21 protein-coding genes and 1 pseudogene are annotated in these 23,356 nt (G+C 73.1%); 15 read left to right on the top strand and 7 right to left on the bottom strand.

Features of this window, described 5'->3' with window-relative positions; all coding sequences use genetic code 11:
* Together E4P40_RS09550 and E4P40_RS09545 are read left to right on the top strand one after the other, a co-directional pair.
* On the top strand, positions 1 to 639 hold a 639-nt coding region (locus tag E4P40_RS09550), incomplete at its 5' end, for a biotin/lipoyl-containing protein (protein WP_348519640.1).
* Entirely contained in the window at positions 639 to 1,793 is a 1,155-nt protein-coding gene (locus tag E4P40_RS09545) for an acyl-CoA dehydrogenase family protein (protein ID WP_135158405.1), read from the top strand. The genes E4P40_RS09550 and E4P40_RS09545, both read left to right, overlap by 1 nt.
* A 59-nt stretch (positions 1,794 to 1,852) precedes the next feature.
* Here E4P40_RS09545 and E4P40_RS09540 read toward each other — a convergent pair whose 3' ends face one another.
* Positions 1,853 to 2,209, bottom strand: a complete 357-nt coding sequence (locus E4P40_RS09540; protein WP_135158406.1) for a LuxR family transcriptional regulator — start codon at positions 2,207 to 2,209, stop codon at positions 1,853 to 1,855.
* 22 nt (positions 2,210 to 2,231) lie between these two features.
* Positions 2,232 to 3,245 (bottom strand): NADPH:quinone reductase, encoded by a 1,014-nt coding sequence (locus E4P40_RS09535; RefSeq protein ID WP_135158407.1) that lies wholly within the window; start codon positions 3,243 to 3,245, stop codon positions 2,232 to 2,234.
* Between the two features lie 53 nt (positions 3,246 to 3,298).
* On the opposite strand from E4P40_RS09535, the gene E4P40_RS09530 reads away from it, so the two are divergent.
* On the top strand, positions 3,299 to 3,583 hold the full coding sequence (locus tag E4P40_RS09530) for a DUF1905 domain-containing protein (RefSeq protein ID WP_135158408.1): 285 nt from the start codon (positions 3,299 to 3,301) through the stop codon (positions 3,581 to 3,583).
* 7 nt (positions 3,584 to 3,590) lie between these two features.
* On the opposite strand, the gene E4P40_RS09525 is transcribed toward E4P40_RS09530, so the two are convergent.
* Entirely contained in the window at positions 3,591 to 4,007 is a 417-nt protein-coding gene (locus E4P40_RS09525) for a hypothetical protein (RefSeq protein ID WP_135158409.1), read from the bottom strand.
* Between the two features lie 57 nt (positions 4,008 to 4,064).
* On the opposite strand from E4P40_RS09525, the gene E4P40_RS09520 reads away from it, so the two are divergent.
* Positions 4,065 to 4,676, top strand: a complete 612-nt coding sequence (locus E4P40_RS09520) for a LysE family translocator (protein WP_135158410.1) — start codon at positions 4,065 to 4,067, stop codon at positions 4,674 to 4,676.
* A gap of 4 nt (positions 4,677 to 4,680) precedes the next feature.
* On the opposite strand, the gene E4P40_RS09515 is transcribed toward E4P40_RS09520, so the two are convergent.
* Together E4P40_RS09515 and E4P40_RS09510 are read right to left on the bottom strand one after the other, a co-directional pair.
* Positions 4,681 to 5,316, bottom strand: coding sequence for an HAD family hydrolase (locus E4P40_RS09515; RefSeq protein ID WP_135158411.1), 636 nt, complete (start codon positions 5,314 to 5,316; stop codon positions 4,681 to 4,683).
* Between the two features lie 37 nt (positions 5,317 to 5,353).
* On the bottom strand, positions 5,354 to 6,175 hold the full coding sequence (locus E4P40_RS09510; RefSeq protein WP_135158412.1) for a helix-turn-helix domain-containing protein: 822 nt from the start codon (positions 6,173 to 6,175) through the stop codon (positions 5,354 to 5,356).
* Between the two features lie 82 nt (positions 6,176 to 6,257).
* On the opposite strand from E4P40_RS09510, the gene E4P40_RS09505 reads away from it, so the two are divergent.
* The 9 genes from E4P40_RS09505 (at position 6,258) to E4P40_RS09465 (ending at position 17,124) form a co-directional block, all read left to right on the top strand.
* A complete protein-coding gene (locus E4P40_RS09505; RefSeq protein ID WP_135158413.1) occupies positions 6,258 to 8,270 on the top strand; it encodes an acetoacetate--CoA ligase in 2,013 nt (670 codons plus the stop codon).
* A gap of 26 nt (positions 8,271 to 8,296) precedes the next feature.
* Positions 8,297 to 10,105 carry a PEP-utilizing enzyme gene (locus E4P40_RS09500; RefSeq protein WP_135158414.1) on the top strand — a complete coding sequence of 603 codons (1,809 nt, stop codon included), beginning with the start codon at positions 8,297 to 8,299 and terminating at the stop codon, positions 10,103 to 10,105.
* Positions 10,106 to 10,116: 11 nt separating this feature from the next.
* The gene (locus E4P40_RS09495; RefSeq protein WP_245160229.1) at positions 10,117 to 11,217 is read left to right on the top strand and encodes a PEP/pyruvate-binding domain-containing protein; all 1,101 of its coding nucleotides are present in this window, start codon (positions 10,117 to 10,119) and stop codon (positions 11,215 to 11,217) included.
* A gap of 5 nt (positions 11,218 to 11,222) precedes the next feature.
* Positions 11,223 to 11,711 (top strand): biotin/lipoyl-containing protein, encoded by a 489-nt coding sequence (locus tag E4P40_RS09490; protein WP_209305240.1) that lies wholly within the window; start codon positions 11,223 to 11,225, stop codon positions 11,709 to 11,711.
* Positions 11,704 to 13,077: a biotin carboxylase N-terminal domain-containing protein gene (locus tag E4P40_RS09485; RefSeq protein WP_245160230.1), complete on the top strand. Its 1,374-nt coding sequence runs from the start codon at positions 11,704 to 11,706 to the stop codon at positions 13,075 to 13,077. The genes E4P40_RS09490 and E4P40_RS09485 overlap by 8 nt, the downstream gene beginning before the upstream one ends.
* Positions 13,077 to 14,555, top strand: a complete 1,479-nt coding sequence (locus E4P40_RS09480; RefSeq protein WP_245160231.1) for a biotin carboxyl carrier protein — start codon at positions 13,077 to 13,079, stop codon at positions 14,553 to 14,555. The genes E4P40_RS09485 and E4P40_RS09480 overlap by 1 nt, the downstream gene beginning before the upstream one ends.
* A complete protein-coding gene (locus tag E4P40_RS09475) occupies positions 14,548 to 15,390 on the top strand; it encodes an HAD hydrolase-like protein (RefSeq protein ID WP_135158417.1) in 843 nt (280 codons plus the stop codon). Before E4P40_RS09480 ends, E4P40_RS09475 begins: the two co-directional genes overlap by 8 nt.
* Before the next feature lie 73 nt (positions 15,391 to 15,463).
* On the top strand, positions 15,464 to 16,309 hold the full coding sequence (locus E4P40_RS09470) for a formate/nitrite transporter family protein (RefSeq protein WP_135158418.1): 846 nt from the start codon (positions 15,464 to 15,466) through the stop codon (positions 16,307 to 16,309).
* A complete protein-coding gene (locus E4P40_RS09465; protein ID WP_135158419.1) occupies positions 16,306 to 17,124 on the top strand; it encodes an alpha/beta fold hydrolase in 819 nt (272 codons plus the stop codon). Before E4P40_RS09470 ends, E4P40_RS09465 begins: the two co-directional genes overlap by 4 nt.
* A 1-nt stretch (position 17,125) precedes the next feature.
* On the opposite strand, the gene E4P40_RS09460 is transcribed toward E4P40_RS09465, so the two are convergent.
* A complete protein-coding gene (locus E4P40_RS09460; RefSeq protein WP_135158420.1) occupies positions 17,126 to 17,569 on the bottom strand; it encodes a cupin domain-containing protein in 444 nt (147 codons plus the stop codon).
* Between the two features lie 204 nt (positions 17,570 to 17,773).
* Between E4P40_RS09460 and E4P40_RS28865 the strand changes: the two genes are divergently transcribed.
* Positions 17,774 to 20,557, top strand: a complete 2,784-nt coding sequence (locus E4P40_RS28865; RefSeq protein ID WP_135158422.1) for a patatin-like protein — start codon at positions 17,774 to 17,776, stop codon at positions 20,555 to 20,557.
* Here the strand turns inward: E4P40_RS28865 and E4P40_RS09450 are convergent.
* Positions 20,521 to 22,707 (bottom strand): annotated as a pseudogene (locus tag E4P40_RS09450) (patatin-like protein); the annotation flags it as partial. The gene E4P40_RS28865 and the pseudogene E4P40_RS09450 overlap by 37 nt on opposite strands.
* 204 nt (positions 22,708 to 22,911) lie before the next feature.
* Here E4P40_RS09450 and E4P40_RS09445 point away from each other — a divergent pair.
* On the top strand, positions 22,912 to 23,355 hold the full coding sequence (locus E4P40_RS09445) for a cupin domain-containing protein (protein ID WP_135158420.1): 444 nt from the start codon (positions 22,912 to 22,914) through the stop codon (positions 23,353 to 23,355).
* Position 23,356 lies beyond the last annotated feature (1 nt).

Raw genomic sequence — 23,356 nt, 5'->3', positions numbered from 1 at the left:
CCGCCGCCGCACGTCTATGCGGCCGCGGCGCTGGCGCTGCTGATCGAGGCGGAGCCGGCCGGTCCGGTGGTGGACCGGTGGGACGTGCCCGACGGATGGCGGCTCGGCGAGCCGGCGTGGACGGTCCGGCGCCTGCAGGCCACCGGTGGCGACGTCGTGGAGGTGCGGCTGCGCGGCCGGTCGCCGGCGGCGGAGGTGCGCGTCGGGGACGGCGAGCCGGTGGCGGCCCGGGCGACCCGGGACGGCGACCGCCTGACCGTGAGCCTCGACGGGCTGACCATGTCGTACTTCCTCCAGCACGAGGGCGGCACGGTCTGGCTGGCCGCCGACGGCCGGGTGACCGCACTGCGCGAGCAGGAGCGGCTCACCGCCCACGCCGAGGGGGCGACCGCCGGAGGGGTGGTCACCTCGCCGATGCCCGGCACGGTGACGGTGGTGCGCGCAGCAGTCGGCGACGAGGTCGAGGCGGGGACCCCGCTGCTCGTCGTCGAGGCGATGAAGATGGAGCACGTGCTGACCGCCCCCCTCGCGGGGACGGTCACCGAGCTCGGAGCGACAGCGGGCCAGACGGTCGCGCTGGACGAGCGGCTGGCCGTGGTGACCCCGTCGGCGACCGCTCCTGAGCAGACGGAGAACTGATGTTGGACTACCGGCTCGACGCCGAGACCGAGGCCCTGCGCAAGACCGTGCAGGAGTTCGCGCACGAGGTGATCGCCCCGCAGATCGGCGGGTTCTACGAGCGCGACGAGTTCCCGACCGCGATCGTGCGGCAGATGGGGGAGCTCGGCCTGTTCGGCCTGCCGTTCCCGGAGGAGTACGGCGGCGCCGGCGGGACGTACTTCGACCTGTGCGTCGTCCTCGAGGAACTGGCCCGCGTGGACAGCTCGATGGCCATCACGGTCGAGGCCGGAGTCTCCCTCGGGGCGATGCCGATCTTCCGTTTCGGCACCGAGGAACAGAAGCAGGAGTGGCTGCCGCGGCTGTGCTCGGGCGAGGCGCTCGGCGCGTTCGGGCTGACCGAGCCGGGCGGCGGCTCGGACGCCGGCGCGACGAAGACGACGGCCCGGCTCGAGGACGGGCACTGGGTCATCAACGGGTCGAAGGCCTTCATCACGAATGCCGGCACAGACCTGACCCGACTGGTCACCGTCACCGCGGTGACCGGCACGCGGCCGGACGGGCACAAGGAGATCTCGGCGATCATCGTCCCGTCGGGGACGCCGGGCTTCGCGGTCGGGCAGCGGTACTCGAAGGTCGGCTGGAACGCCTCGGACACCCGCGAGCTGTCGTTCACCGACGTCCGCGTGCCGGAGGAGAACCTGGTGGGGGAGCGGGGCCGCGGCTACGCGCAGTTCCTCTCGATCCTCGACGAGGGCCGGATCGCGATCTCGGCGCTGTCGGTCGGGCTGGCACAGGGCTGCGTCGACGAGTCGGTCAAGTACGCGGCGCAGCGGGAGGCGTTCGGGCAGCCGATCGGCCGCAACCAGGCGATCCAGTTCATGATCGCCGACATGGAGGTGCGGGCCTCCACCGCGCGGCTGGCGTACTACCGGGCCGCCGAGAAGATGCTGCGCGGCGAGCCGTTCAAGCGCGAGGCGTCGATCGCGAAGCTGTACAGCTCCGAGGTCGCCATGGACAACGCCCGCTACGCCACCCAGGTGCACGGTGGGTACGGCTTCATGAACGAGTTCCCGGTCGCGCGCTTCTACCGCGACGCGAAGATCCTGGAGATCGGCGAGGGCACCAGCGAGGTGCAGCGGATGCTGATCGCCCGCGACCTCGGCGTCGGCTGAGAAGGGACCCCCTGCCCCCCGCCACTCGCACGCTCGCGTCGGGACCCTGCAGGGGGCCGCTAGGTCAGGGGCGCGCGGTCCGAGACGGCGATGCTGAGCAGGACGACGCTGTCCTCGTCGGCGTGCAGGCTGTGCCGCCGGTCCGGGAGCGGGGCGAACTCGTGAGTCCCCAGGGCGAAGACCTCCTCGCCGGCGACCAGCCGGACGCGGCCGCGCAGGACGAGCAGGCTCGCGGGGCCGGGGCTCTCGTGCTCGCCCAGCGCCGCGCCACCGCGGAGGGCGACCACCGTCTGCCGCAGCCCGTCGACCGGGTGCGGCAGCGTCCGGGCGGCACGTCCCGAGCGTTCGGTGCCGGCCCGCTGCGTCAGCTCCTCCTCGAGCGCCTGCACGTCCACCACACCCGGGTCGGGGCTCATGGCCGCAGCCTAGGCACCTCGCTCAGGCGGTGACGTCGATCAGCACCTTGCCGACGGCGCCGTCCTGCACCGCCTGGTGAGCCTGCGCAGTCTGCTCCAGCGGGAACACGTGCAGCGGGAGTCCCGCCTCCCGGCCGACCCGGATCGCGCCGTCCAGGACGGCTGCATTGACGTCCTCGACGGCGATCTCCTTGGCCCTCGCCGGCTCGGTGTAGATCAGCACGAACTGCCAGCGGGCGTTCGCGGTCATCTGCAGCCGCACCGGCACCGTCACCTCGGCGCCGCCGTCGTCGGCGTACATCGCGACGGAGCCGTGCAGGGCGATCACCCGGGCATCGACCGCGGCGTTCACCGCAGCGGAGACCTCGACGATCGCGTCCACCCCCTGGGGCGCGATCTTGCCGACCTCGGTGACGACGTCCTGCTGCCGGTAGTTCACGACGTGGTCCGCGCCGGCGGCCGCGGCGAGCTGCGCCTTCGCCGGGCTGCTGACCGTGGCGATGACCGTCGCGTCGGCCCAGCGCGCGAGCTGGATGGCGGCGTTGCCGACCGCGCCGGCACCGCCCTGCACGAGGACGGTCCGTCCGTTCAGGGAGCCGGGTCCCATGCGGTCGGGCAGCGACTCGGCGACGGTCAGGCAGCGGTGCGCGGTCAGGAACGGGATGGGCAGCGCCGCGCCGAGCTCGAAGGACGCCTCGGGCCCCAGCAGCACGGTCTGCCGCGCGGGGACGACGGTGTACTCGGCTGCCGTGCCGAAGGGCCGCTGCCAGGCCGCCTCCCAGATCCAGACGCGCTCGCCCACCGGCACCGGGTCGACGCCCTGGCCGACGGCGTCGACGGTCCCGGCGCCGTCCTGGTTGGGGATCTGCCCGTCGGGTCCGGGCGGATTCCGGGTGCGCGACTTCCAGTCGGTCGGGTTGACCCCCGAGAAGGCGACGCGGACGCGGACCTCCCCGGGCCCCGGCTCCGGCACGGGGCGGTCGACCAGCTGCAGGACGTCGGGGCCGCCGGGCTCGCGGTAGGAGATGGCTCGCACCCGCTCGTTCTACCCCCGGCGATGAGAACCGGCAGGCGGGGAGTCATCCCGACGTGACCACCTCGCCCCAGCAGCTGGATCTGACGTTCACCGCGCCGATCGAGAAGGACGGCGCGTTCGCCACCTTCCTGACCGTTCCCGACTCCGCCGAGGTCCTGGGCACCCAACGGGCGGTGAAGGTGGGCGGCACGATCGACGGCCACGAGTTCGCCGCGACGCTCATGCCGTCCGGCGCCGGGCCGCACTGGCTGCCGCTGCGCGCGGCGATCTGCCGGGCCATCGGCAAGGGCCTGGCCGGGGACGAGGTGACCGTGCAGCTGCGGCAGCGGTTGTCCTGACCCCCGCTCAGCCGGCGGGAGCGTCGTCGTCGGTGGGCCACTCGAGCGCGGGCAGTCCGGCGAGCGCGAGCAGCTTGTCGACCGTCTCCTCGACGACCTCGTCCGTCGGCGGCGCGCCGTCCGCGGCGGCCATCAGCTCCTGCACCTCGGCCGGGTCGACGTCCGTCTCCTGCGCCTCGCGCGCCCACCGGGCGAAACCCTCGGCCTCGGCCCGGGTGTCGACGGGGTCGGCGCCGTCGGGCTCGTCGAAGTAGATCCTGGGTTCGTAGCCGAGGAAGAAGCGACCTCCCGAGGCGTCGGCGAGGCGGTAGTCGACCGTGGCGATGTCGCTGTCGTGCACGTCGAGCAGCAGGAACGGGACGGCGGTCGGGCCTCCGCGGCTCCACCGGCCGGCGCTGTACGCGAACTTCCCGAAGCGCCCCACGGAGGCAGGCTATCGACGCCGCGTCAGTACGCTGCGCCACCACCGAGGGAGGACACCGTGAGCGTCGAGTTCCTGGTGACCACGCTGGTCGTGGTCGCGACTCCGGGCACGGGTGTCCTCTACACGGTCGCGACCGGACTGGGCCGCGGTCGGCGGGCGAGCGTCGTCGCCGCCGTGGGCTGCACGCTGGGGATCGTGCCCCACATGGTTGCGGCGCTCACCGGCCTGGCGGCACTCCTGCACACCAGCGCCCTGGCGTTCCAGCTCCTCAAGTACGCGGGTGTGGGATACCTGATCTACATGGCGTGGAGCACGCTGCGGGACAGGGGCGCCCTTCCGGTCGAGGAGGAGGCAACGCAGCGCTCGGCCCGCCGGCTCGTCGTCTCCGGCGTCCTGGTGAACATCCTCAACCCCAAGCTGACGATCTTCTTCTTCGCGTTCCTGCCGCAGTTCGTCCCTGTCGATGAACCCGGCGTGCTGGGCCGGATGCTCCTGCTCAGCGCCGTGTTCATGTTCGCCACGCTCGTGGTCTTCGTCGGGTACGGACTCTGCGCCGCCGCCGTCCGCGACAAGGTCGTGTCCCGGCCCAGGGTGATGGACTGGATCAGGCGGGGTTTCGCCGGCGCGTTCGTGGCGCTCGGCGCGCGGCTGGCGCTGACCGACCGCTGAGCCGTCACCGCCAGGTGATCGTCTCGGGACGGCGGCCCAGCGCCCGCTCGACCTTCCGCGCCGCCTTATCGTCGGCGTTGACCAGCACCGGCCGGGGCGTGCCGGCGAAGAGGGGCAGGTCGGATGCGCTGTCGCTGTAGACCGCGGCCCACGGCGGGGGGTAGCCGCGCTCCTCGAGCAGCGACACCTTCGACTCCCCGAGCGCGTGCTGGGGCGGCATCGCCCTGGAGCCGATCACGTCGAGGTCGCCGAGGCCGATCGCGGCCAGGAAGCCGCGGGCGAGGGTCTCCTCGCAGCCGGTCGCGATCACGACGGTGTCGCCGTCCCGGCGGTGCCGGGCGACGGCGGCCATCGCCTCCGCGACCGCCGCCTCCGGCTTCCGCGTCAGGGCCTCGCCATAGGCCTCGGCCACCACCTCGACGTCGGACGCCGAGCGGCCACCCACCGCGATCCGGGTCATGATGCGCGCCCCCAGGGGGCGCAGCCGCGGGAAGGCGGCGAGGACGGCGAGCAGCGGCATCGCCAGCAGCAGCGGGATTCCGCGGGCCGGGGCCTTCCGGAGGCGGCCGTGGAGGAAGAGCGTGGAGGCGTCCCCGCCGAGCAGGACCCTGTCGAGGTCGAAGACCACCGTCGGCGCCATCCCGCCTACTTACCGGCGCAGGGGTCGGGCGGAAACCTCAGCCGTGCCCGAGCCCGGCCGCCCTGGCCCGCTCCTCGACGGTGGCGACGGCGGTCCGCAGGTCCTCGAGGTGGCGCTGCACCGCCGTCCGCACCGACAGCGCCTGCCGGCGCCAGGTGAGGTTGATGCAGCCCACGACCCGGCCGTCCACGCGGACCGGCATCGCGATGGACTCCCGTCCGTCGTCGGCCTCGGACCGGGGCCGGTCGTGGTCGCCGCCGAAGTCCGGTGCGCGCACGCTGTAGCCCCGGCGGCGGGTCGTCTCGACCATCCGCCGGACGGCGTCGTCGTCGTGGGCCAGCCGGAACGCGGGGTCCTTCTTCAGGCGCAGGCGGGCCAGCACGGCCTCGAGCTCCTGGTCCGGGCAGAACGCCAGGTAGGCCCGTCCGGACGCCGAACCGAGCATGTTCACCCGGAAGCCGTGCGGCCGCGGCGGCAGGGCGTCGAAGTAGGTGCGCGAGCTGTTGGTCTCGAGCGTCTCCATGTAGTCCAGTCGTGGCACCGAGAAGACCGAGGGCCACTGGAGGCGCTCGGACAGCTCGCCGAGCACCGGCGAGGCGATCTCGACCAGCCATTCGTCGTCGTCGGTCTCGACCCGCCGCTGCAGCGTGTGGCTCGGGAGGAAGGCGCCGTCGACCATCCGCTGCCAGACCAGTCCGTGCTGGTGCGCGGTGTACAGGATGCGGGTCAGCGTGGGCTTCGGGATGCCGGTGGCCAGGTGCAGGTCGTGCAGGCTGGCCGCGCGCACGTCCTGGAGGATCCGGAGGACGTCGAGCCCGCGCGCCAGGGACTCGATCGTCTTGACCCGGTAATCCCGCACACTGCCACCTGCCGCTTTTCACCCCGTGAAATCCGCCGCGAACAGTGTTGCTCGTCACACTCGCCCTGCGCCACTGTTCCCCATGGCCTCGTCGCTGGCGGACGGCACCGCGACCTCCGGGGCGGTGCGGGAGGGCGACCTGCTGTGGACCCCGTCCCCCGAGCGCGCGCGGCAGACCCGCCTGGCCGACTTCACCCGTTTCGCGGAGCAGCGCACCGGCCGGCCCTTCCCCGAGTACGCGGATCTGTGGGCCTGGTCGACCACCGAGCTCGAGGCCTTCTGGCAGGCGGTCTGGGACTACTTCGACGTGCGCTCGTCGGCCCCGCACACCGCCGTCCTGGCGGACCGCGCCATGCCTGGTGCCCGCTGGTTCCCCGGTGCCCGGCTGAACTTCGCCGAACACGTGCTCCGCCAGGAGCGGCCCGGTCAGCCGGCGCTGCTGGCGGTCGGCGAGGCGACGCCGCTGCGCGAGCTGCCGTGGGAGGAGTTCACCCGACAGGTCCGCGCCGTCGCCACCCACCTGCGCGAACAGGGCGTCCGACCGGGGGAGCGGGTCGTCGCCTACCTGCCGAACGTGCCGGAGGCGGTCGTCGCGATGGTGGCGACGGCGAGCGTGGGCGGCGTCTGGGCCAGCGTGTCGCCCGACTTCGGCTCCCGGGGGGCCCTGGACCGGCTGGGCCAGCTCGAGCCCGCCGTCCTGTTCACGGCCGACGGCTACCGCTACGGCGGCCGGGACTTCGACCGCCGCGGTGAGGCCGCCGAGCTCGTCGCCGGTCTGCCGAGCCTGCGGGAGGTCGTGCAGGTCCCGGTCCTGGGCCTCGAGGCGCCCGGGACACCGTGGGAGGACGTGCTGGCCGGGCCGTCGGTGCCGGCCGGGGAGTTCGTCTGCGAGCAGGTGCCCTTCGACCACCCGCTGTGGGTGCTGTTCTCCTCCGGCACGACGGGCCTGCCGAAGGCGATCGTGCACGGCCACGGCGGGATCCTGCTCGAGCAGTTCAAGCTGCAGGCGTTCCACCTCGACCTCCGCGAGGGAGACCGCGCGTTCTTCTTCACCACCACCGGCTGGATGATGTGGAACTTCTGCGTCAGCATGCTGCTGCTCGGCGTCGTCCCGGTGCTCTACGACGGCAATCCGAGCCACCCCGACGTCGACATCCTCTGGCGCACGGCGCAGGACAGCCGCGCCCGCCTGTTCGGTGCGAGTCCCACCTTCGTCGAGCTGATGCAGAAGGCCGGCGTCGTGCCGAGGGAACGCTTCGACCTCGCCGCGCTGGAGATCGTCATGCCGGCCGGGTCGCCGGTCTCGCCGGCGATCACGACATGGTTCTACGACGACGTCAAGGCCGACCTCTGGATCGCCACCGGGAGCGGCGGCACCGACTGCTGCACCGGCTTCGTCGGCGGCGTGCCGACGCTGCCGGTCCGCGCCGGGGAGATCCAGGCCCGCTCGCTCGGCGTCGCTGCCGAGGCCTGGGACGACGCAGGGCAGCCCGTCGTCGGCCAGGTGGGTGAACTGGTGATCACCCAGCCGATGCCGTCGATGCCCCTGTTCTTCTGGGGGGACGACGACGGCTCGCGGTACCGCGGCAGCTACTTCGAGACCTTCCCGGGCGTCTGGCGGCACGGGGACTTCTTCGAGCTCAACGAGCGCGGCGGCTGCTTCGTGCGCGGCCGGTCCGACGCCGTGCTGAACCGGCAGGGCGTGCGGATCGGCACGGCGGAGATCTACCGCGTCGTCGAGGACGACCCCGCCGTCCTCGGCGCACTGATCGTCAACCTCGACCTGCCCGGCGGCGGCTTCTTCATGCCGCTGTTCGTCTCCCTCGCCCCGGGCGCGGTGCTGGACGAGGAGCTGACGGCGCGACTGCGCCGCAGGCTCCGGGAGGAGTACACGCCGCGGCACGTGCCCGACCGGATCGTCGCCGTCGGCAGCATCCCGCTGACCCGGAGCGGAAAGAAGATGGAGATCCCGGTCCGCCGGCTCCTGCTCGGCGCCGACCCCGCGGCCGTCGCCGATCCCAACGCCATGGCAGACCCCGCGGCGCTGGCCGACTTCGTCGAGTACGCCCGCACGCAGTCCGACTACACCCTCTGAGCTCCACCTCACCGTCGAGGAGAACCATGACCGACCGCTCGTTCCCCCTGCCGTCCCAGATCGAGCCCGTCCCCGGCGCCGAGGACTGGGAGGCGATGTACCCGTACTTCTCCCGCTTCCAGCCCGAGGACGACCAGCGCTTCTGGTTCTACAACTCGATGCACTTCCCGGAGGTCATCCCGGCCTTCGACGGCGTCACCTCCGAGATCCCCTACACCGCGATCGGCGCCAACACCGCGCGGCTGTTCTCGTTCCCGACGACCATGGGCATCGAGTACCGCATCCTCAACGGGCGGGTCTACATCACCGCCAACCCGGTGCTCGACGAGGCGGAGCAGGGGAAGCGGTTCGCGGCCTTCCAGGAGCGGGCCGGTCACTACTACGGGAACTGGGACCGGATCTACGGCGAGTGGCAGCAGCGCATCGAGGCGCTCATCGCCGACATCGAGGCCGTCGAGGTGCCCGAGCTCGGTGAGCTCGATCCCCTCGAGGTGGTCACCGGCGGGCGCGGGATCGCCTCCAACCACTACGTCCGCGAGAACTTCCACCGCTGCATCGACCTCTACTCGAAGATGTGGCACCACCACACCGAGCTCCTGATGCTCGGCTACGGCGCGTACGTCGTCTTCTTCGAGTTCTGCAAGCAGGCCTTCCCGGAGATGGGCGACCAGATGGTGGCCCGGATGGTCGCCGGCATGGACGTGACCATGTACCGGCCGGACGACGAGTTGAAGAAGCTCGCGGCGCTGGCCGTCGAGCTCGACCTCGCCGACCTGTTCGTCGAGGGCGCCGACCCGACCAAGGTGCTCTCCTCGCTCGGCGAGCGCGGTGCCGCCGGCGCCCGCTGGCTGGCCGCGCTCGAGGCGGCCAAGGACCCGTGGTTCAACGTCTCGGTCGGCGACGGCTTCTACCACCACCACCTGTCCTGGGCCGACGACCTGACCGTGCCCTTCGCGGCGCTGCCGCGCTACGTCGAGCAGATCGCGGCCGGCGAGGACCTCACCCGCCCGACCGAACGGCTGGCCGAGGAGCGCGACCGCATCGCCACCGAGTACCGGGGGCTGCTCGACACCGAGGACGAGCGGGCCGCGTTCGACCAGATGCTCGGCGTCTGCCGGATGGTCTTCCCCTACATCGAGTCGCACAAGTTCTACTGCGAGCACTGGTTCACCACCCGGTTCTTCCAGAAGATCCGCGCGTTCGGGGCGCTGCTGGCCGAGCGCGGCGTCCTGCTCGAGGCCGACGACGTCTTCCACCTGCGACACGTGGAGGTCGAGGACGCACTCGCCGACGTGATGCTGGCCTGGGCCTCTGGTGGCACCGAGCTCGGCGCCCGGCACTGGCAGCCGATCGTCGCCGAGCGCAAGCGGATCGTGGAGGCGCTGTCGGGCTGGTCGCCGCCGCCCGCGCTGGGCGCGGTCCCCGAGGCCCTCAACGACCCCGCGGTGAAGATGCTCTGGGGCATCACGCAGGAGACGATCGAGACGTGGCTCGGCGGTGAGGACGACGACGAGTCCACCGTGCGCGGCTACGCGGCCTCCCCCGGGGTGGTCGAGGGTGTGGCGCGGGTGCTGCTCAACGTCAACGACATCGGCCAGATCCGCGAGGGCGAGGTCCTGGTCTGCCCGGTCACCGCGCCCAGCTGGGGGCCGGTGTTCGGCAAGATCGCCGCGGCCGTCTCCGACATCGGCGGAACCATGTCGCACGCGGCGATCGTGGCCCGCGAGTACGGCATGCCGGCCGTCGTCGGCACCGGCATGGCCACCGCCCGGATCAAGACCGGTGACCGGGTCCGTGTCGACGGCGACCGCGGCGTCGTCACCGTGCTGAGCTGATGGGAACGCTCATGGCCACCCGCTCGGTCCTGCACTTCCGCGACGTCGGCCTGGGCGACGTCGCGACCGTCGGCGGGAAGGGAGCCAGCCTCGGCGAGCTCATGCGCGCCGGCATCCGCGTGCCGACGGGCTTCGCGGTGACGACGGCGGCCTTCCGGCAGACCGTCGAGCACCTGACCGTCGACGGCGAGCCGATCCCGGCCCGGGTGGCCGCGCTCGATCCGGCGGACGCCGACGGGCTGGCCGCCGCGACGGCGGAGATCCGGGCGGTCCTGGAGTCCGCGCCGCCGCCGGACGAGGTCGCGGAGGCCGTCGCGGCGGCGTATGCCGCGCTGTGCGACGAGTGCGGCGACCGCACCCTGCCGGTCGCCGTCCGCTCGAGCGCCACCAGCGAGGACAGCGCGGAGGCCAGCTTCGCCGGGCTCCAGGACACCTACCTGTGGGTGCGCGGCGCCGACTCGGTGCTGGAGCACGTGCGCCGGTGCTGGGCGAGCCTCTACAGCGTCGAGTCGGTGACCTACCGGCTGCGTCGCGGCATCCCGGAGACCGATCTCGGGATGGCCGTCGTCGTCCAGCGGATGGTGGGCGCCCGCAGCTCGGGGGTCATGTTCACCCGCAGCCCGTCGAGCGGTGACAAGTCCGTGGTCGCGATCGACGCCAGCTGGGGCCTGGGCTCGGCCGTCGTCAGCGGCGACGTCACGCCGGACTCGTTCGTGGTCAGCAAGGTGACCGGCGAGATCAAGCGGACCGTGGCGACGAAGACCCGCTGGCACCGGCCGGACCCGTCCGGCCACGGCGTGGTGGAGACGGACGTGCCGGGGGAGTTGCGGGACCAGCCCTCGATTTCCGACGAGGAGATCGCCGAGCTCGTCGCGGTCGCCCGGCAGGTCGAGTCGCACTACGGCTGCCCGCAGGACATCGAGTGGGCGGTTGCGGAGACCGCACCGGCCGGCGAGAACGTCTTCCTGCTGCAGAGCCGGCCGGAGACGGTCTGGGGGGAGAAGGAGGCAGCCGACAGGGACAAGGCCCGCACGGCCGCCCCGGCCGCGCGCCCGTTCGACCACGTGTTCAACCTGCTGGGTGGCAAGCGCCCGGGCGTCTCCGGGAGCTGAGCGGGATGGAGCTGACCCCCGACGACGTCCGCGACGTCCTGCGGGTCCTCGACTCCAGCGGCCTGGCCGAGCTGCACCTGGAGCTCGCGGACCTGACCCTCACCGTCCGCCGGGAGGGCGCCGCCGGATGGACCGCCGAGCAGCAGGTGCGGCGGGCGCCGCACGTGGAGCAGGCGGCGGCGCCTGCGGTGGCCGGGGAGGCTCCTGCTGCGGTCGCCGAGGTCGGCGAGGGGCTCGTCGCGGTGCACCCGCCCCTGCTCGGCACGTTCTACCGGGCGCCGCAGCCCGGTGCTCCGCCGTTCGTGGACGTCGGGGACCGGGTGGACGCCGAGACCGTCGTCGGGATCGTCGAGACCATGAAGATGATGACGCCCGTGCACGCAGGCGTCCGGGGCACCGTGGTGGAGTTCCGCCTCGGCAACGGCGAGTTCGCCGAGGCCGATGCGGTGCTGCTGGTCGTGGAGCCGGTCGGGGGTGGTGGGGCGGGTGGCTAGCAGGGTGCGGCGCATCCGGCGGCTGCTGATCGCCAACCGGGGCGAGATCGCCGCCCGGATCATCCGCACGTGCACGCGGCTGGGTGTCGAGTCGGTGCTGGCCGCCTCCGACGCCGACCTCGACTCGCTGCCCGCGCGACTGGCCGACCGGGTCGTCCGGCTCGGCCCGGCCGCCGCGGCGCAGAGCTACCTCGATCCGGCCGCCGTCGTGCGGGCGGCGCAGGCCGTGGACGCCGACGCCGTGCACCCCGGGTACGGCTTCCTCTCGGAGAACCCGTCGCTGGCGCGCGCGTGCGCCGCGGCGGGGATCGTCTTCGTGGGCCCGTCGCCGGAGTCGCTGGAGGCGGTGGGGGACAAGCTGACCGCCCGGTCGCACGCCCTGGCCGCCGGGCTGCCCGTCGTCCCCGGCGGCGAGGCGGCGGACCTCGCGCAGGCGCGGGCGGTGGCGGGCGAGGTCGGGTATCCACTGCTGGTGAAGGCCGTCGGCGGCGGTGGCGGCCGCGGCATGAAGCTGGTGCACGGGCCCGACGACCTCGCCCACACCCTCGACCTGGCCGTCTCCGAGGCCGCCGCCGCGTTCGGCGACCCCCGGGTCTACCTGGAGCGCTTCGTGTCGTCAGGTCGACATGTCGAGGTGCAGGTGCTGGGCGACGGCTCGCAGGCAGTCGCGCTCGGGGACCGCGACTGCTCCGTCCAGCGCCGGTACCAGAAGCTGTTCGAGGAGGCGCCGGCGCCGCTGCTGCCCGACCCGCTGCGTGCCGACATGGCCGCCGCGGCCCTCGCCCTCGCGGAGCACCTGCACTACCGCGGGCTGGGCACCGTCGAACTGCTGGTCGACCGCGAGCGGGGCACCTTCTACTTCCTGGAGATGAACGCCCGCATCCAGGTCGAGCACCCGGTCACCGAGCTGGTCACCGGCCTCGACCTGGTGGCCGAGCAGCTCGCCGTCGCCGAGGGGCTGCCGCTGCGGATACGGCAGGAGCACGTCGTCCTCACGGGGCACGCGGTGGAGTGCCGGATCAACGCCGAGGACTGGGCGCACGGCTTCCGGCCGTCCCCGGGCCGGATCGACCGCGTCGTCCTGCCGGTGGGCGAGGGCCTGCGCGTGGACACCCACGTGCAGGGCGGCTCCGTCGTCCCGCCCTACTACGACTCGCTGCTGGCGAAGCTGATCGTGCACGGCCGCGACCGGGACGACGCCCTGGCCCGCGCCCGCGCCGCTCTCGAGCTGCTGCGCATCGACGGGGTGACGACGACCGTGCCGGTGCACCAGGCGCTGCTGGCCGATCCGGAGTTCGCCGCCGGGGGAGTGGACACCGCGTTCTTCGAGCGGTTCCTCGAGGGCCGTCTCGTGGGGGTCTCCTGATGGACGTCGGACTGGTCGACGTCTCGCTGCGCGACGGCAACCAGAGCCTGTGGGGTGCCACCGGCCTGCGGACGGCGCACGTCGCGCAGGTCGCCCCGCTGCTGGAGCGCGTCGGCTTCCGCGCGCTGGACTACAGCTCGAGCACCGCGATGGGCGTCGCCGTCCGGAACCACCGCGAGGACCCGTGGGAACGGCTGCGGCTGACCCGGGCCGTGATGCCGACGACGAAGCTGCAGTTCATCGGCACCGGCTTCCGGTTCATCAGCTGGCAGAACTCCCACCCGGACACGATGCAGCTGGTCTACGACCGGCTGGTCGACAACGGCATCGACCGCGTCGTCGTCCTGGACCCCATGCACGACATGGACGCCGCCCGCGAGACCGCCCGGCGGCTGAAGCAGGCCGGCGTCGAGGAGGTCATCGGCGCGATGACCTTCACGATCAGCGTGGTGCACGACGACCCGTTCTACGCCGACCTCGCCCGGCAGATGGCGGAGTGGCCGCACTTCGACCGGGCCTACGTGAAGGACCCCGCGGGCATCCTCACCGCCGAGCGGGCCCGGACGCTGCTGCCGGCCATCGTCGCGCAGCTGGGCGGGAAGCCCCTGGAGCTCCACTCGCACGCGACCATCGGGCTCTCGCCCCTCACCTACTGCATCGCACCCGAACTGGGCGTCGAGGTCGTGCAGGTCGGCAGCGGTGCCCTGGGGAACGGCTCGTCGCTGCCGGAGGCGCGGCGGACGGTGGCCAACCTGCGGGAGATGGGGCACCGCGTCGACGTCGACGACCGCGCACTGGGCCTGGTCTGCGACTTCTTCGACGGGCTGGCAGCGGCCGACGAGCTGCCGGTGGGCCGGCCGCAGGACTTCGACGCCGCCTTCCTGCACCACCAGATCGCCGGCGGGGTCATGACGACCACCCGCCGGCAGCTGCAGGAGATCGGGATGGAGCACCGGTTCGACGCGCTGGTCGAGGAGGTCGGCGTCGTCCGGGCGGAGATGGGCCACCCGATCATGGTCACGCCGTTCCCGCAGATGGTGGTCTCGCAGGCGCTGTTCAACGTGATCGGCGAGCGGTACGCCACCGTGCCCGACCAGGTCATCCGGTACGTCCTGGGCAGCTTCGGCCGCCCCACCGCCCCGATCGACCCGACCGTGAAGGACCGCATCCTCGACCGGCCGCGGGCGCGGGAACTGGCCGCCGAACCGCCTCCGCCGTCGCCGGCCGAGCTGCGCACGCGGTTCCCGAGGGGGATCAGCGACGAGGAACTGCTGTTGCGGGCGCACATGCCGGAGGAGCAGGTCGACGCCATGCTGGCTGCCGGTCCCGCGCCGCGGCACTTCAACCCTGCGCTCGCCCCCGTGCTGACGCTGCTCGGGGAGCTGGGCTCCCGGCGCTCCGTGCACGACCTCGCCGTCACCAAGGCGGATCTGAGGATCACCGTCCGCCGCGCCGCCGAAGGGACCTCCGTTGCCTGACCCCGCCGTCGTCGACCGGCTGCATCGAGTGCGCGGATTCGTCCTCGACATGGACGGGACGCTGGTGCTGGGCGATCGCAACAACCAGGGGCTGAGACCGCTGCCGGGTGCGCTGGACCTCGTGCAGACGCTGCACGAGCGCTCGATCGCGTTCTGCGTCTTCACCAACGGCACGGTGAAGACGCCGGCACAGTGCGCGGACGCCCTGCAGCAGCTGGGCCTGCCGGTCCTCACCGACGACGCGCTGACGCCGGCGTCCAGCGCGGTGGACGTCTTCCTCGAGCGCGGTCACCGGCGGGTGATGGTCCTGGGCGGCAGGGGGATCACCGAGCCCCTCGAGGCGGCGGGCATCGAGACGCTGCCGCCGGTCCGCGGCGTCCGGTGCGACGCGGTGATGGCCGGCTGGTACCGGCAGGAGCTGACCTTCGAGGCACTGGAGGCCGCGGTGTTCGCGGTCCTCGACGGGGCGCAGTTCTACAGCGCCTCGCAGTCGCTGTTCTTCGCGACCGCGGAGGGGAGGTCGCTGGGCACGTCGCGGGCGATCAGCGCCGTCGTCCGCGACATCACCGGGTGCGAGGTGACCGTCGTCGGCAAGCCGTCGCTGAGCGCGCTGCAGACAGCGGGACGGCGGCTGGGAGTGCCGTCCGCGGAGCTGGCGGTGGTCGGCGACGACCCCGAGCTCGAGGTACCGATGGCGCACGCGGGCGGCGCGTTCGCCGTGGCCGTGCACACCGGCATCGGGCACGCGGAGTCCTACACCGACCTGCCGGCCGAGGTGCGCCCGCACCTGGACCTGCCCGACGTGGGCGAGCTGGCCCGGCTGCTCCGGAGCTGAAATCCCGGGCGTGGACCGGTCGCCTTGCGGGCACTACCGCCCTCGACCGTCAGTCCGACCCGGGGAGGACGCCGTGTCCGCACGTGAACCAGCAGAGATGGCCCAGGTCGCCGCCGAGACCGGGGCGAAGAAGACCCATCGCACCTGGGACCGGGTGCTGGTCAGCTCCTTCCTCGCCGGCGCCTACATCTCGTTCGGCGCCCTGGTGGCCATCACGGTGTCGTCGGGGCTGGACCCGGACACCTGGGGGACGTTGCCGACGCTCTTCATGGGGGCGGCGTTCACCCTCGGCCTGGTGCTCGTGCTGATCGCGGGTTCCGACCTCGCGACGGGCAACATGATGCTCGTACCCCTGAGCGCCATGCGCGGCAAGATCGACGTCGGCGACGTCGCCAAGAACCTGACGCTGGTCCTGCTGGGCAATCTCGTCGGCGCACTGTTCGTCGCCTTCTTCCTGGCCGTGCAGACCGACGTGATCGGCGACGCGGCGTCGGAAGGCAGCTCCCTGCTCACCTACGAGCGCCTGGTGTCGATCGACGAGGGCAAGACCGGCCACTCCGCGTGGGAGACGTTCCTGCGCGGCGTCGGCTGCAACTGGCTGGTCTGCCTGGCGGTGTGGATGTCGCTGGCGGCGACCACGGTGTCGGGGAAGATCCTGGCGGTCTTCTTCCCGGTGATGGCGTTCGTGGCGATGGGCTTCGACCACGTCGTCGCGAACATGTTCTTCATCCCGGCCGGCATCTGGGCCGGTGCGCCGGGCGTGGGCTGGGACGACGCCCTCGTGAACTGGCTGCTCGCCGGGGCCGGCAACCTGGTCGGGGCGGTCGTCTTCGTGGCGACGTCCTACTGGTACCTGTTCCTCAGGGACCAGCCGGATACGACTGCCGCGCCGGCCAAGGAGCCTGCCGAGCGCGCATGACCCGAACGGTGCTGAGGACGGCGGGGATCGTCCTCCTGCTGTTCGCTGTCCTCGTGGGTCTCCTGTGGGCGTTCCAACGCCGCCTGATCTACCTGCCCGACGCCGGTCCTCGAGCGACCGCGGACGCCGTTCTGCCGGGGGCGCGAGAGGTCACGCTCGAGACCGAGGACGGTCTGCGGCTCGCGGCCTGGTACCTGCCGGGCGCGGGCCCTGACGCCGCCGGAGTGCTGGTCGCCAACGGCAACGGCGGCCACCGCGGCATGCGCGTGCCGTTGGCCCGGTCGCTCGGCGAGGAAGGGCTCGCCGTGCTCCTCTTCGACTACCGCGGCTACGCCGGCAACCCCGGCGATCCGAGCGAGGACGGATTGGCGCTGGACGTCCGCGCGGCCCGGACCTTCCTCCTCGAGGAGGCCGGAGTCCCCGCCGATCGCCTCGTCTACTTCGGGGAGAGCCTGGGAGCGGCAGTGGTCACCGAGCTGGCGACGGAGCACCCGCCCGCCGGGATGGTGCTGCGGTCACCGTTCGTCGACCTCGCGTCGGTCGCGGAGGTGCACTACCCCTTCCTGCCGGTGCGGGCCCTGCTCCGCGAGCGGTACCCGGTGGCGGAGCACGTCGCCCGCGTGCGGGTGCCGACGACGGTCGTGTACGGCGGCCGGGACTCCATCGTCCCGCCGGAGCAGAGTCGCGCGGTCGCCGCCGCGGCCGCCGGCCTGCACGGGCTGGTCGAGGTGCCCGGAGCCGACCACAACGACGCGGTCCTGCTCGACGGCGAGGCCGTGGTCGCCGCGGTCGTCGAGCTGGCCCAACGGCCCTGAGTCAGGCCTGGTCGGTCAGCGACCCGGGCGGCAGGTTGACGACGATCGCCTCCTGGCTGCTGCGCGCGAGGACGACCACGGCCTCGTCGCTCCCGGGGTTCTCCTCCCGGTGCGGCGTCCAGGGCGGCACGAAGATGTAGTCGCCGGGCTCGGGGGTCAGGCGCACCTCCTGCCCGTCCTGCGCGAAGACGAAGACGGGATGCCCCGAGACGACGTAGATGGCCGTCTCGGAGTCGCCGTGGTGGTGGTTGCCGGAGTTCGTCCCGGGGCCGACGTGCGCCTGGCCCATCCACACCTTCTCCGAGCCGACGGTCTTCCCCGACACCGCCTCGAGACGTCGCATGCCGCTGCTCTGGGTGGTGTTCCCCGACAGGTCGGCGGCCGGGACGTGCCGCAGGGGCCGGTGCCATGCGTCGTGCTGGACCTCGGCGCCGTGCTCGGCCATGACTCTCCTCCACGACGGGACAGGATCGAAGGCTAGCGCTGGGGCCCCCCGGGCGTAGCCCGCAGCGGAACGGGTTACGTCGCCGCGCATTCAGGCGGACACTCCGCGCCACGGCTGCCTCCGCGCCGTGCGCGACGCCCTGACGGCAAGCCGCACCGTCCCCGTTGCGTCGTGCGAGCAGGGGCAGCTCCCAGGGGGACCGTCATGACCGAGCCGGTGACCAGCGCGCCGTCCCAGCCCGCTCCACCGGTCGGGCAGACCACCGCTGCCCGGGGGAGCCTCACGCACGAGCCGGTCGTGGTGCCGCCGGTGCGCGGGGAGCTGGTCGCGGAGGTCGACCACAAGCCGCCCGACCCGCGCCCCCGCACTCTGGCGACGCAGGAGGTGCGGCTGGCCCTCGCCTTCACCGGAGGGGTGAGCCTCGCGGTGTGGATGGGCGGCGTCGCCCGCGAGCTCAACCTCCTGGCCCAGGCCAGCGAGCGGCGCCGGACGCTCTCCGACGCGGCGGACCCGACCACCCCGGACCACGACCCGCTGCGCCGGAGCTACCGCCGGCTGCTCGACCTGGTCGACGCGGAGGTCGCCATCGACGTCCTCGCCGGCACGAGTGCCGGTGGGATCAACGCCGCCCTCCTGGGCCTGGCGAACGCGCGGAACCTCGACCTCGGTCCGCTGCGCGACATCTGGCTCACCGCCGGGGAGCTCGGTTCGCTTCTGCGCGATCCGGCGGAGCAGTCCCCGCCGTCGCTGCTCAAGGGCGACGGGCGGATGCTCGTCGCGCTCAACGAGGGGATCACCAGACTTCTCGGCTCCACGCCGTCGCCCGCACCCCCCCGGGCCACCGACGTCTTCATCACCACGACCCTGCTCTCGCCGGAGACCAGCCGGTTCACCGACGACTACGGCACCGAGATCGCCGACACCGATCACCAGGGGTTGTTCCACTTCGCGACCGGCGACCTCACCAGTGACGGTGCCGTCGCGCAGCTCTCCCTGGCGGCGCGCAGCAGCGCCTCCTTCCCCGGCGCGTTCGAACCCGCCTTCCTGCCCTTCGGTGCCGATGCCGGAGCCGACGGCCGGCACCCCGACATGGCGCCGTTCACGAACGCCACCTGCGCGCACTGGGCCGCCGACGGCGGACTGCTCGCCAACCGGCCGATCGCCCCGCTGCTGCAGCGCATCTTCGACCGCTCCTCGGACCGCGAGGTGCGCCGGGCACTGCTCTACATCGTGCCCTCGACCGGCGCGTCGACGGCAGCGGGCACGGACGACCTGGCCGTCCCGATGGGGCTGGCCGACGCGCTGAGGCTCGACCTGGGCGCCGCGCTGAACCAGTCCATCGCCGCGGACCTCGCCGCGATCAAGGAGCACAACGACCGGATCGAGTCGGTGGCCGACACCGGCCTCCGCATGGCCGCCCTCGGCAACCGGCTCCCGTCGGGCGAGTGGCTGGCCGACGCGGCCGCCTGGCGCGACTACCGGGCCCGGCAGGGCGACTGGCTGGTCGCGCCCCTGGTCACGGAGGTCGCCCGGCAGCTGACGACCCGTGGCGGGCAGCTGCCGGCCGACTGGGCTTCGGCCGGTGAGGACCGGGACGTCGCCCTGCGACTGGCTGCCCGCGACGTCGTGACGAAGGACTGGCCCACCGCGCCACCGGCTCCCGAGGCCGTCCTCGAGGCGGCCGTCTCCCTCGGCCGCCCGGCGTACGACAGCGCGAAGGCGACCCTGCTGCGCCTGCTCCGTCACGGTCGTGTGCTGGCCACCACCCTGGACCAGCGCAACTTCCTCGCCGAGCGCGGGCGGTATGCCACCCGTCCGCTGAGCGACACGGGCCGCAGTCCGCTGCGGTCCCTGGTCGGAGGCGGCCTCGACGACGCACTGCAGAAGGGCGCCGTCCCGCCGAGGGAGTTCCCGGAGCTGGTGACCGTCGTCCGCGCCCTGGCCAGGGAGTACGCGGACGCCCAGGGCGACGAGCAACAGCTGGCCGAGGCGTGGACGTCCCTCGCGGAGACGTACCGGAGGTCGGCCGGCCTGCTCCGCGAGCTGGTCGCCGCCTGCCCTGCGCCGACCGCGACCGAGCCGCGCCGGCAGCGCCGCCTCCCGCTGCGGGAGCGCCGGGCGCTCGTCGCCGCAGACGTGGGGGCCTACCTCGACTTCCTGGACGACGGCGACACCGTCGCCCGGTTCCTCGACCTCCACGTGGCCGTGCGCTCCGTGTTGCCGGTGCTGACCCAGGTGGCCCAGCCGGTCGAGCTGATCCAGGTCAGCGCCGACACCCGCAGCCTCCTCGCGCCGCACCACGGCACCGCGCTCACCAAGCTGACGGGGATGCAGGTGCACCACTTCGGTGCCTTCTACAAGCCGTCCTGGCGGGCCAACGACTGGATGTGGGGCCGGCTGGACGGCTGTGGCTGGCTGGTGCACGTGCTCCTCGACCCGCGCCGCATCCTCAGCGTCCTGGAGAACGACGGCGTGGCACCGGGTTCGCGGGCCGCGACGTTCGCCGACCTGCTCGGGGAGGCGGTCGAGCGCCCGGTGCCGCCGGGGTTCCTCGGTGACCTCGCCTTCCTCGACCGGGAGGACCTGCGTGTGCCCGTGAGCCTGCCGGACCTGGCGCTGTGGGTCGCCGCGGTCCTGCAGCGGCACGTCGTCGACGAGGAGCTGCCCGTGGTGGCCGGCCTCGTCCGCGCCGGGCAGGGGGACGGCGGCGCCAGGCGACCGAGGGCACCAGTGGACGGCAGGCTCACGGGCACACGCAGGTCCTCCCGGTCGAGGAAGGCGAGGTCACCGAGGAACCCCGGCGGCACCGGGCGCTCGACCGCCTCCCCGAGCAGGTCGGCGAACGTCGCGGCCCGCGAACCCGGTGCCACGCCGTCGTTCTCCAGGACGCTGAGGATGCGGCGCGGGTCGAGGAGCACGTGCACCAGCCAGCCACAGCCGTCCAGCCGGCCCCACATCCAGTCGTTGGCCCGCCAGGACGGCTTGTAGAAGGCACCGAAGTGGTGCACCTGCATCCCCGTCAGCTTGGTGAGCGCGGTGCCGTGGTGCGGCGCGAGGAGGCTGCGGGTGTCGGCGCTGACCTGGATCAGCTCGACCGGCTGGGCCACCTGGGTCAGCACCGGCAACACGGAGCGCACGGCCACGTGGAGGTCGAGGAACCGGGCGACGGTGTCGCCGTCGTCCAGGAAGTCGAGGTAGGCCCCCACGTCTGCGGCGACGAGCGCCCGGCGCTCCCGCAGCGGGAGGCGGCGCTGCCGGCGCGGCTCGGTCGCGGTCGGCGCAGGGCAGGCGGCGACCAGCTCGCGGAGCAGGCCGGCCGACCTCCGGTACGTCTCCGCGAGGGACGTCCACGCCTCGGCCAGCTGTTGCTCGTCGCCCTGGGCGTCCGCGTACTCCCTGGCCAGGGCGCGGACGACGGTCACCAGCTCCGGGAACTCCCTCGGCGGGACGGCGCCCTTCTGCAGTGCGTCGTCGAGGCCGCCTCCGACCAGGGACCGCAGCGGACTGCGGCCCGTGTCGCTCAGCGGACGGGTGGCATACCGCCCGCGCTCGGCGAGGAAGTTGCGCTGGTCCAGGGTGGTGGCCAGCACACGACCGTGACGGAGCAGGCGCAGCAGGGTCGCCTTCGCGCTGTCGTACGCCGGGCGGCCGAGGGAGACGGCCGCCTCGAGGACGGCCTCGGGAGCCGGTGGCGCGGTGGGCCAGTCCTTCGTCACGACGTCGCGGGCAGCCAGTCGCAGGGCGACGTCCCGGTCCTCACCGGCCGAAGCCCAGTCGGCCGGCAGCTGCCCGCCACGGGTCGTCAGCTGCCGGGCGACCTCCGTGACCAGGGGCGCGACCAGCCAGTCGCCCTGCCGGGCCCGGTAGTCGCGCCAGGCGGCCGCGTCGGCCAGCCACTCGCCCGACGGGAGCCGGTTGCCGAGGGCGGCCATGCGGAGGCCGGTGTCGGCCACCGACTCGATCCGGTCGTTGTGCTCCTTGATCGCGGCGAGGTCCGCGGCGATGGACTGGTTCAGCGCGGCGCCCAGGTCGAGCCTCAGCGCGTCGGCCAGCCCCATCGGGACGGCCAGGTCGTCCGTGCCCGCTGCCGTCGACGCGCCGGTCGAGGGCACGATGTAGAGCAGTGCCCGGCGCACCTCGCGGTCCGAGGAGCGGTCGAAGATGCGCTGCAGCAGCGGGGCGATCGGCCGGTTGGCGAGCAGTCCGCCGTCGGCGGCCCAGTGCGCGCAGGTGGCGTTCGTGAACGGCGCCATGTCGGGGTGCCGGCCGTCGGCTCCGGCATCGGCACCGAAGGGCAGGAAGGCGGGTTCGAACGCGCCGGGGAAGGAGGCGCTGCTGCGCGCCGCCAGGGAGAGCTGCGCGACGGCACCGTCACTGGTGAGGTCGCCGGTCGCGAAGTGGAACAACCCCTGGTGATCGGTGTCGGCGATCTCGGTGCCGTAGTCGTCGGTGAACCGGCTGGTCTCCGGCGAGAGCAGGGTCGTGGTGATGAAGACGTCGGTGGCCCGGGGGGGTGCGGGCGACGGCGTGGAGCCGAGAAGTCTGGTGATCCCCTCGTTGAGCGCGACGAGCATCCGCCCGTCGCCCTTGAGCAGCGACGGCGGGGACTGCTCCGCCGGATCGCGCAGAAGCGAACCGAGCTCCCCGGCGGTGAGCCAGATGTCGCGCAGCGGACCGAGGTCGAGGTTCCGCGCGTTCGCCAGGCCCAGGAGGGCGGCGTTGATCCCACCGGCACTCGTGCCGGCGAGGACGTCGATGGCGACCTCCGCGTCGACCAGGTCGAGCAGCCGGCGGTAGCTCCGGCGCAGCGGGTCGTGGTCCGGGGTGGTCGGGTCCGCCGCGTCGGAGAGCGTCCGGCGCCGCTCGCTGGCCTGGGCCAGGAGGTTGAGCTCGCGGGCGACGCCGCCCATCCACACCGCGAGGCTCACCCCTCCGGTGAAGGCGAGGGCCAGCCGCACCTCCTGCGTCGCCAGAGTGCGGGGGCGCGGGTCGGGCGGCTTGTGGTCGACCTCCGCGACCAGCTCCCCGCGCACCGGCGGCACCACGACCGGCTCGTGCGTGAGGCTCCCCCGGGCAGCGGTGGTCTGCCCGACCGGTGGAGCGGGCTGGGACGGCGCGCTGGTCACCGGCTCGGTCATGACGGTCCCCCTGGGAGCTGCCCCTGCTCGCACGACGCAACGGGGACGGTGCGGCTTGCCGTCAGGGCGTCGCGCACGGCGCGGAGGCAGCCGTGGCGCGGAGTGTCCGCCTGAATGCGCGGCGACGTAACCCGTTCCGCTGCGGGCTACGCCCGGGGGGCCCCAGCGCTAGCCTTCGATCCTGTCCCGTCGTGGAGGAGAGTCATGGCCGAGCACGGCGCCGAGGTCCAGCACGACGCATGGCACCGGCCCCTGCGGCACGTCCCGGCCGCCGACCTGTCGGGGAACACCACCCAGAGCAGCGGCATGCGACGTCTCGAGGCGGTGTCGGGGAAGACCGTCGGCTCGGAGAAGGTGTGGATGGGCCAGGCGCACGTCGGCCCCGGGACGAACTCCGGCAACCACCACCACGGCGACTCCGAGACGGCCATCTACGTCGTCTCGGGGCATCCCGTCTTCGTCTTCGCGCAGGACGGGCAGGAGGTGCGCCTGACCCCCGAGCCCGGCGACTACATCTTCGTGCCGCCCTGGACGCCGCACCGGGAGGAGAACCCCGGGAGCGACGAGGCCGTGGTCGTCCTCGCGCGCAGCAGCCAGGAGGCGATCGTCGTCAACCTGCCGCCCGGGTCGCTGACCGACCAGGCCTGAC

The sequence above is a fragment of the Blastococcus sp. CT_GayMR20 genome, assembly GCF_004570345.1.
Note: the sequence above shows the minus strand (reverse complement) of the source record. Positions and strands in the feature narration are given on the sequence as shown.

Excerpts from the sequence above, each read along its gene's own strand:
- E4P40_RS09545 (WP_135158405.1), top strand. The coding sequence starts at position 639 with ATGTTGGACTACCGGCTCGACGCCGAGACCGAGGCCCTGCGCAAGACC.
- E4P40_RS09540 (WP_135158406.1), bottom strand. The coding sequence starts at position 2,209 with ATGAGCCCCGACCCGGGTGTGGTGGACGTGCAGGCGCTCGAGGAGGAG.
- E4P40_RS09515 (WP_135158411.1), bottom strand. The coding sequence starts at position 5,316 with ATGGCGCCGACGGTGGTCTTCGACCTCGACAGGGTCCTGCTCGGCGGG.
- E4P40_RS09505 (WP_135158413.1), top strand. The coding sequence starts at position 6,258 with ATGGCCTCGTCGCTGGCGGACGGCACCGCGACCTCCGGGGCGGTGCGG.
- E4P40_RS09500 (WP_135158414.1), top strand. The coding sequence starts at position 8,297 with ATGACCGACCGCTCGTTCCCCCTGCCGTCCCAGATCGAGCCCGTCCCC.
- E4P40_RS09495 (WP_245160229.1), top strand. The coding sequence starts at position 10,117 with ATGGCCACCCGCTCGGTCCTGCACTTCCGCGACGTCGGCCTGGGCGAC.
- E4P40_RS09490 (WP_209305240.1), top strand. The coding sequence starts at position 11,223 with ATGGAGCTGACCCCCGACGACGTCCGCGACGTCCTGCGGGTCCTCGAC.
- E4P40_RS09480 (WP_245160231.1), top strand. The coding sequence starts at position 13,077 with ATGGACGTCGGACTGGTCGACGTCTCGCTGCGCGACGGCAACCAGAGC.
- E4P40_RS09465 (WP_135158419.1), top strand. The coding sequence starts at position 16,306 with ATGACCCGAACGGTGCTGAGGACGGCGGGGATCGTCCTCCTGCTGTTC.
- E4P40_RS09460 (WP_135158420.1), bottom strand. The coding sequence starts at position 17,569 with ATGGCCGAGCACGGCGCCGAGGTCCAGCACGACGCATGGCACCGGCCC.
- E4P40_RS28865 (WP_135158422.1), top strand. The coding sequence starts at position 17,774 with ATGACCGAGCCGGTGACCAGCGCGCCGTCCCAGCCCGCTCCACCGGTC.
- E4P40_RS09445 (WP_135158420.1), top strand. The coding sequence starts at position 22,912 with ATGGCCGAGCACGGCGCCGAGGTCCAGCACGACGCATGGCACCGGCCC.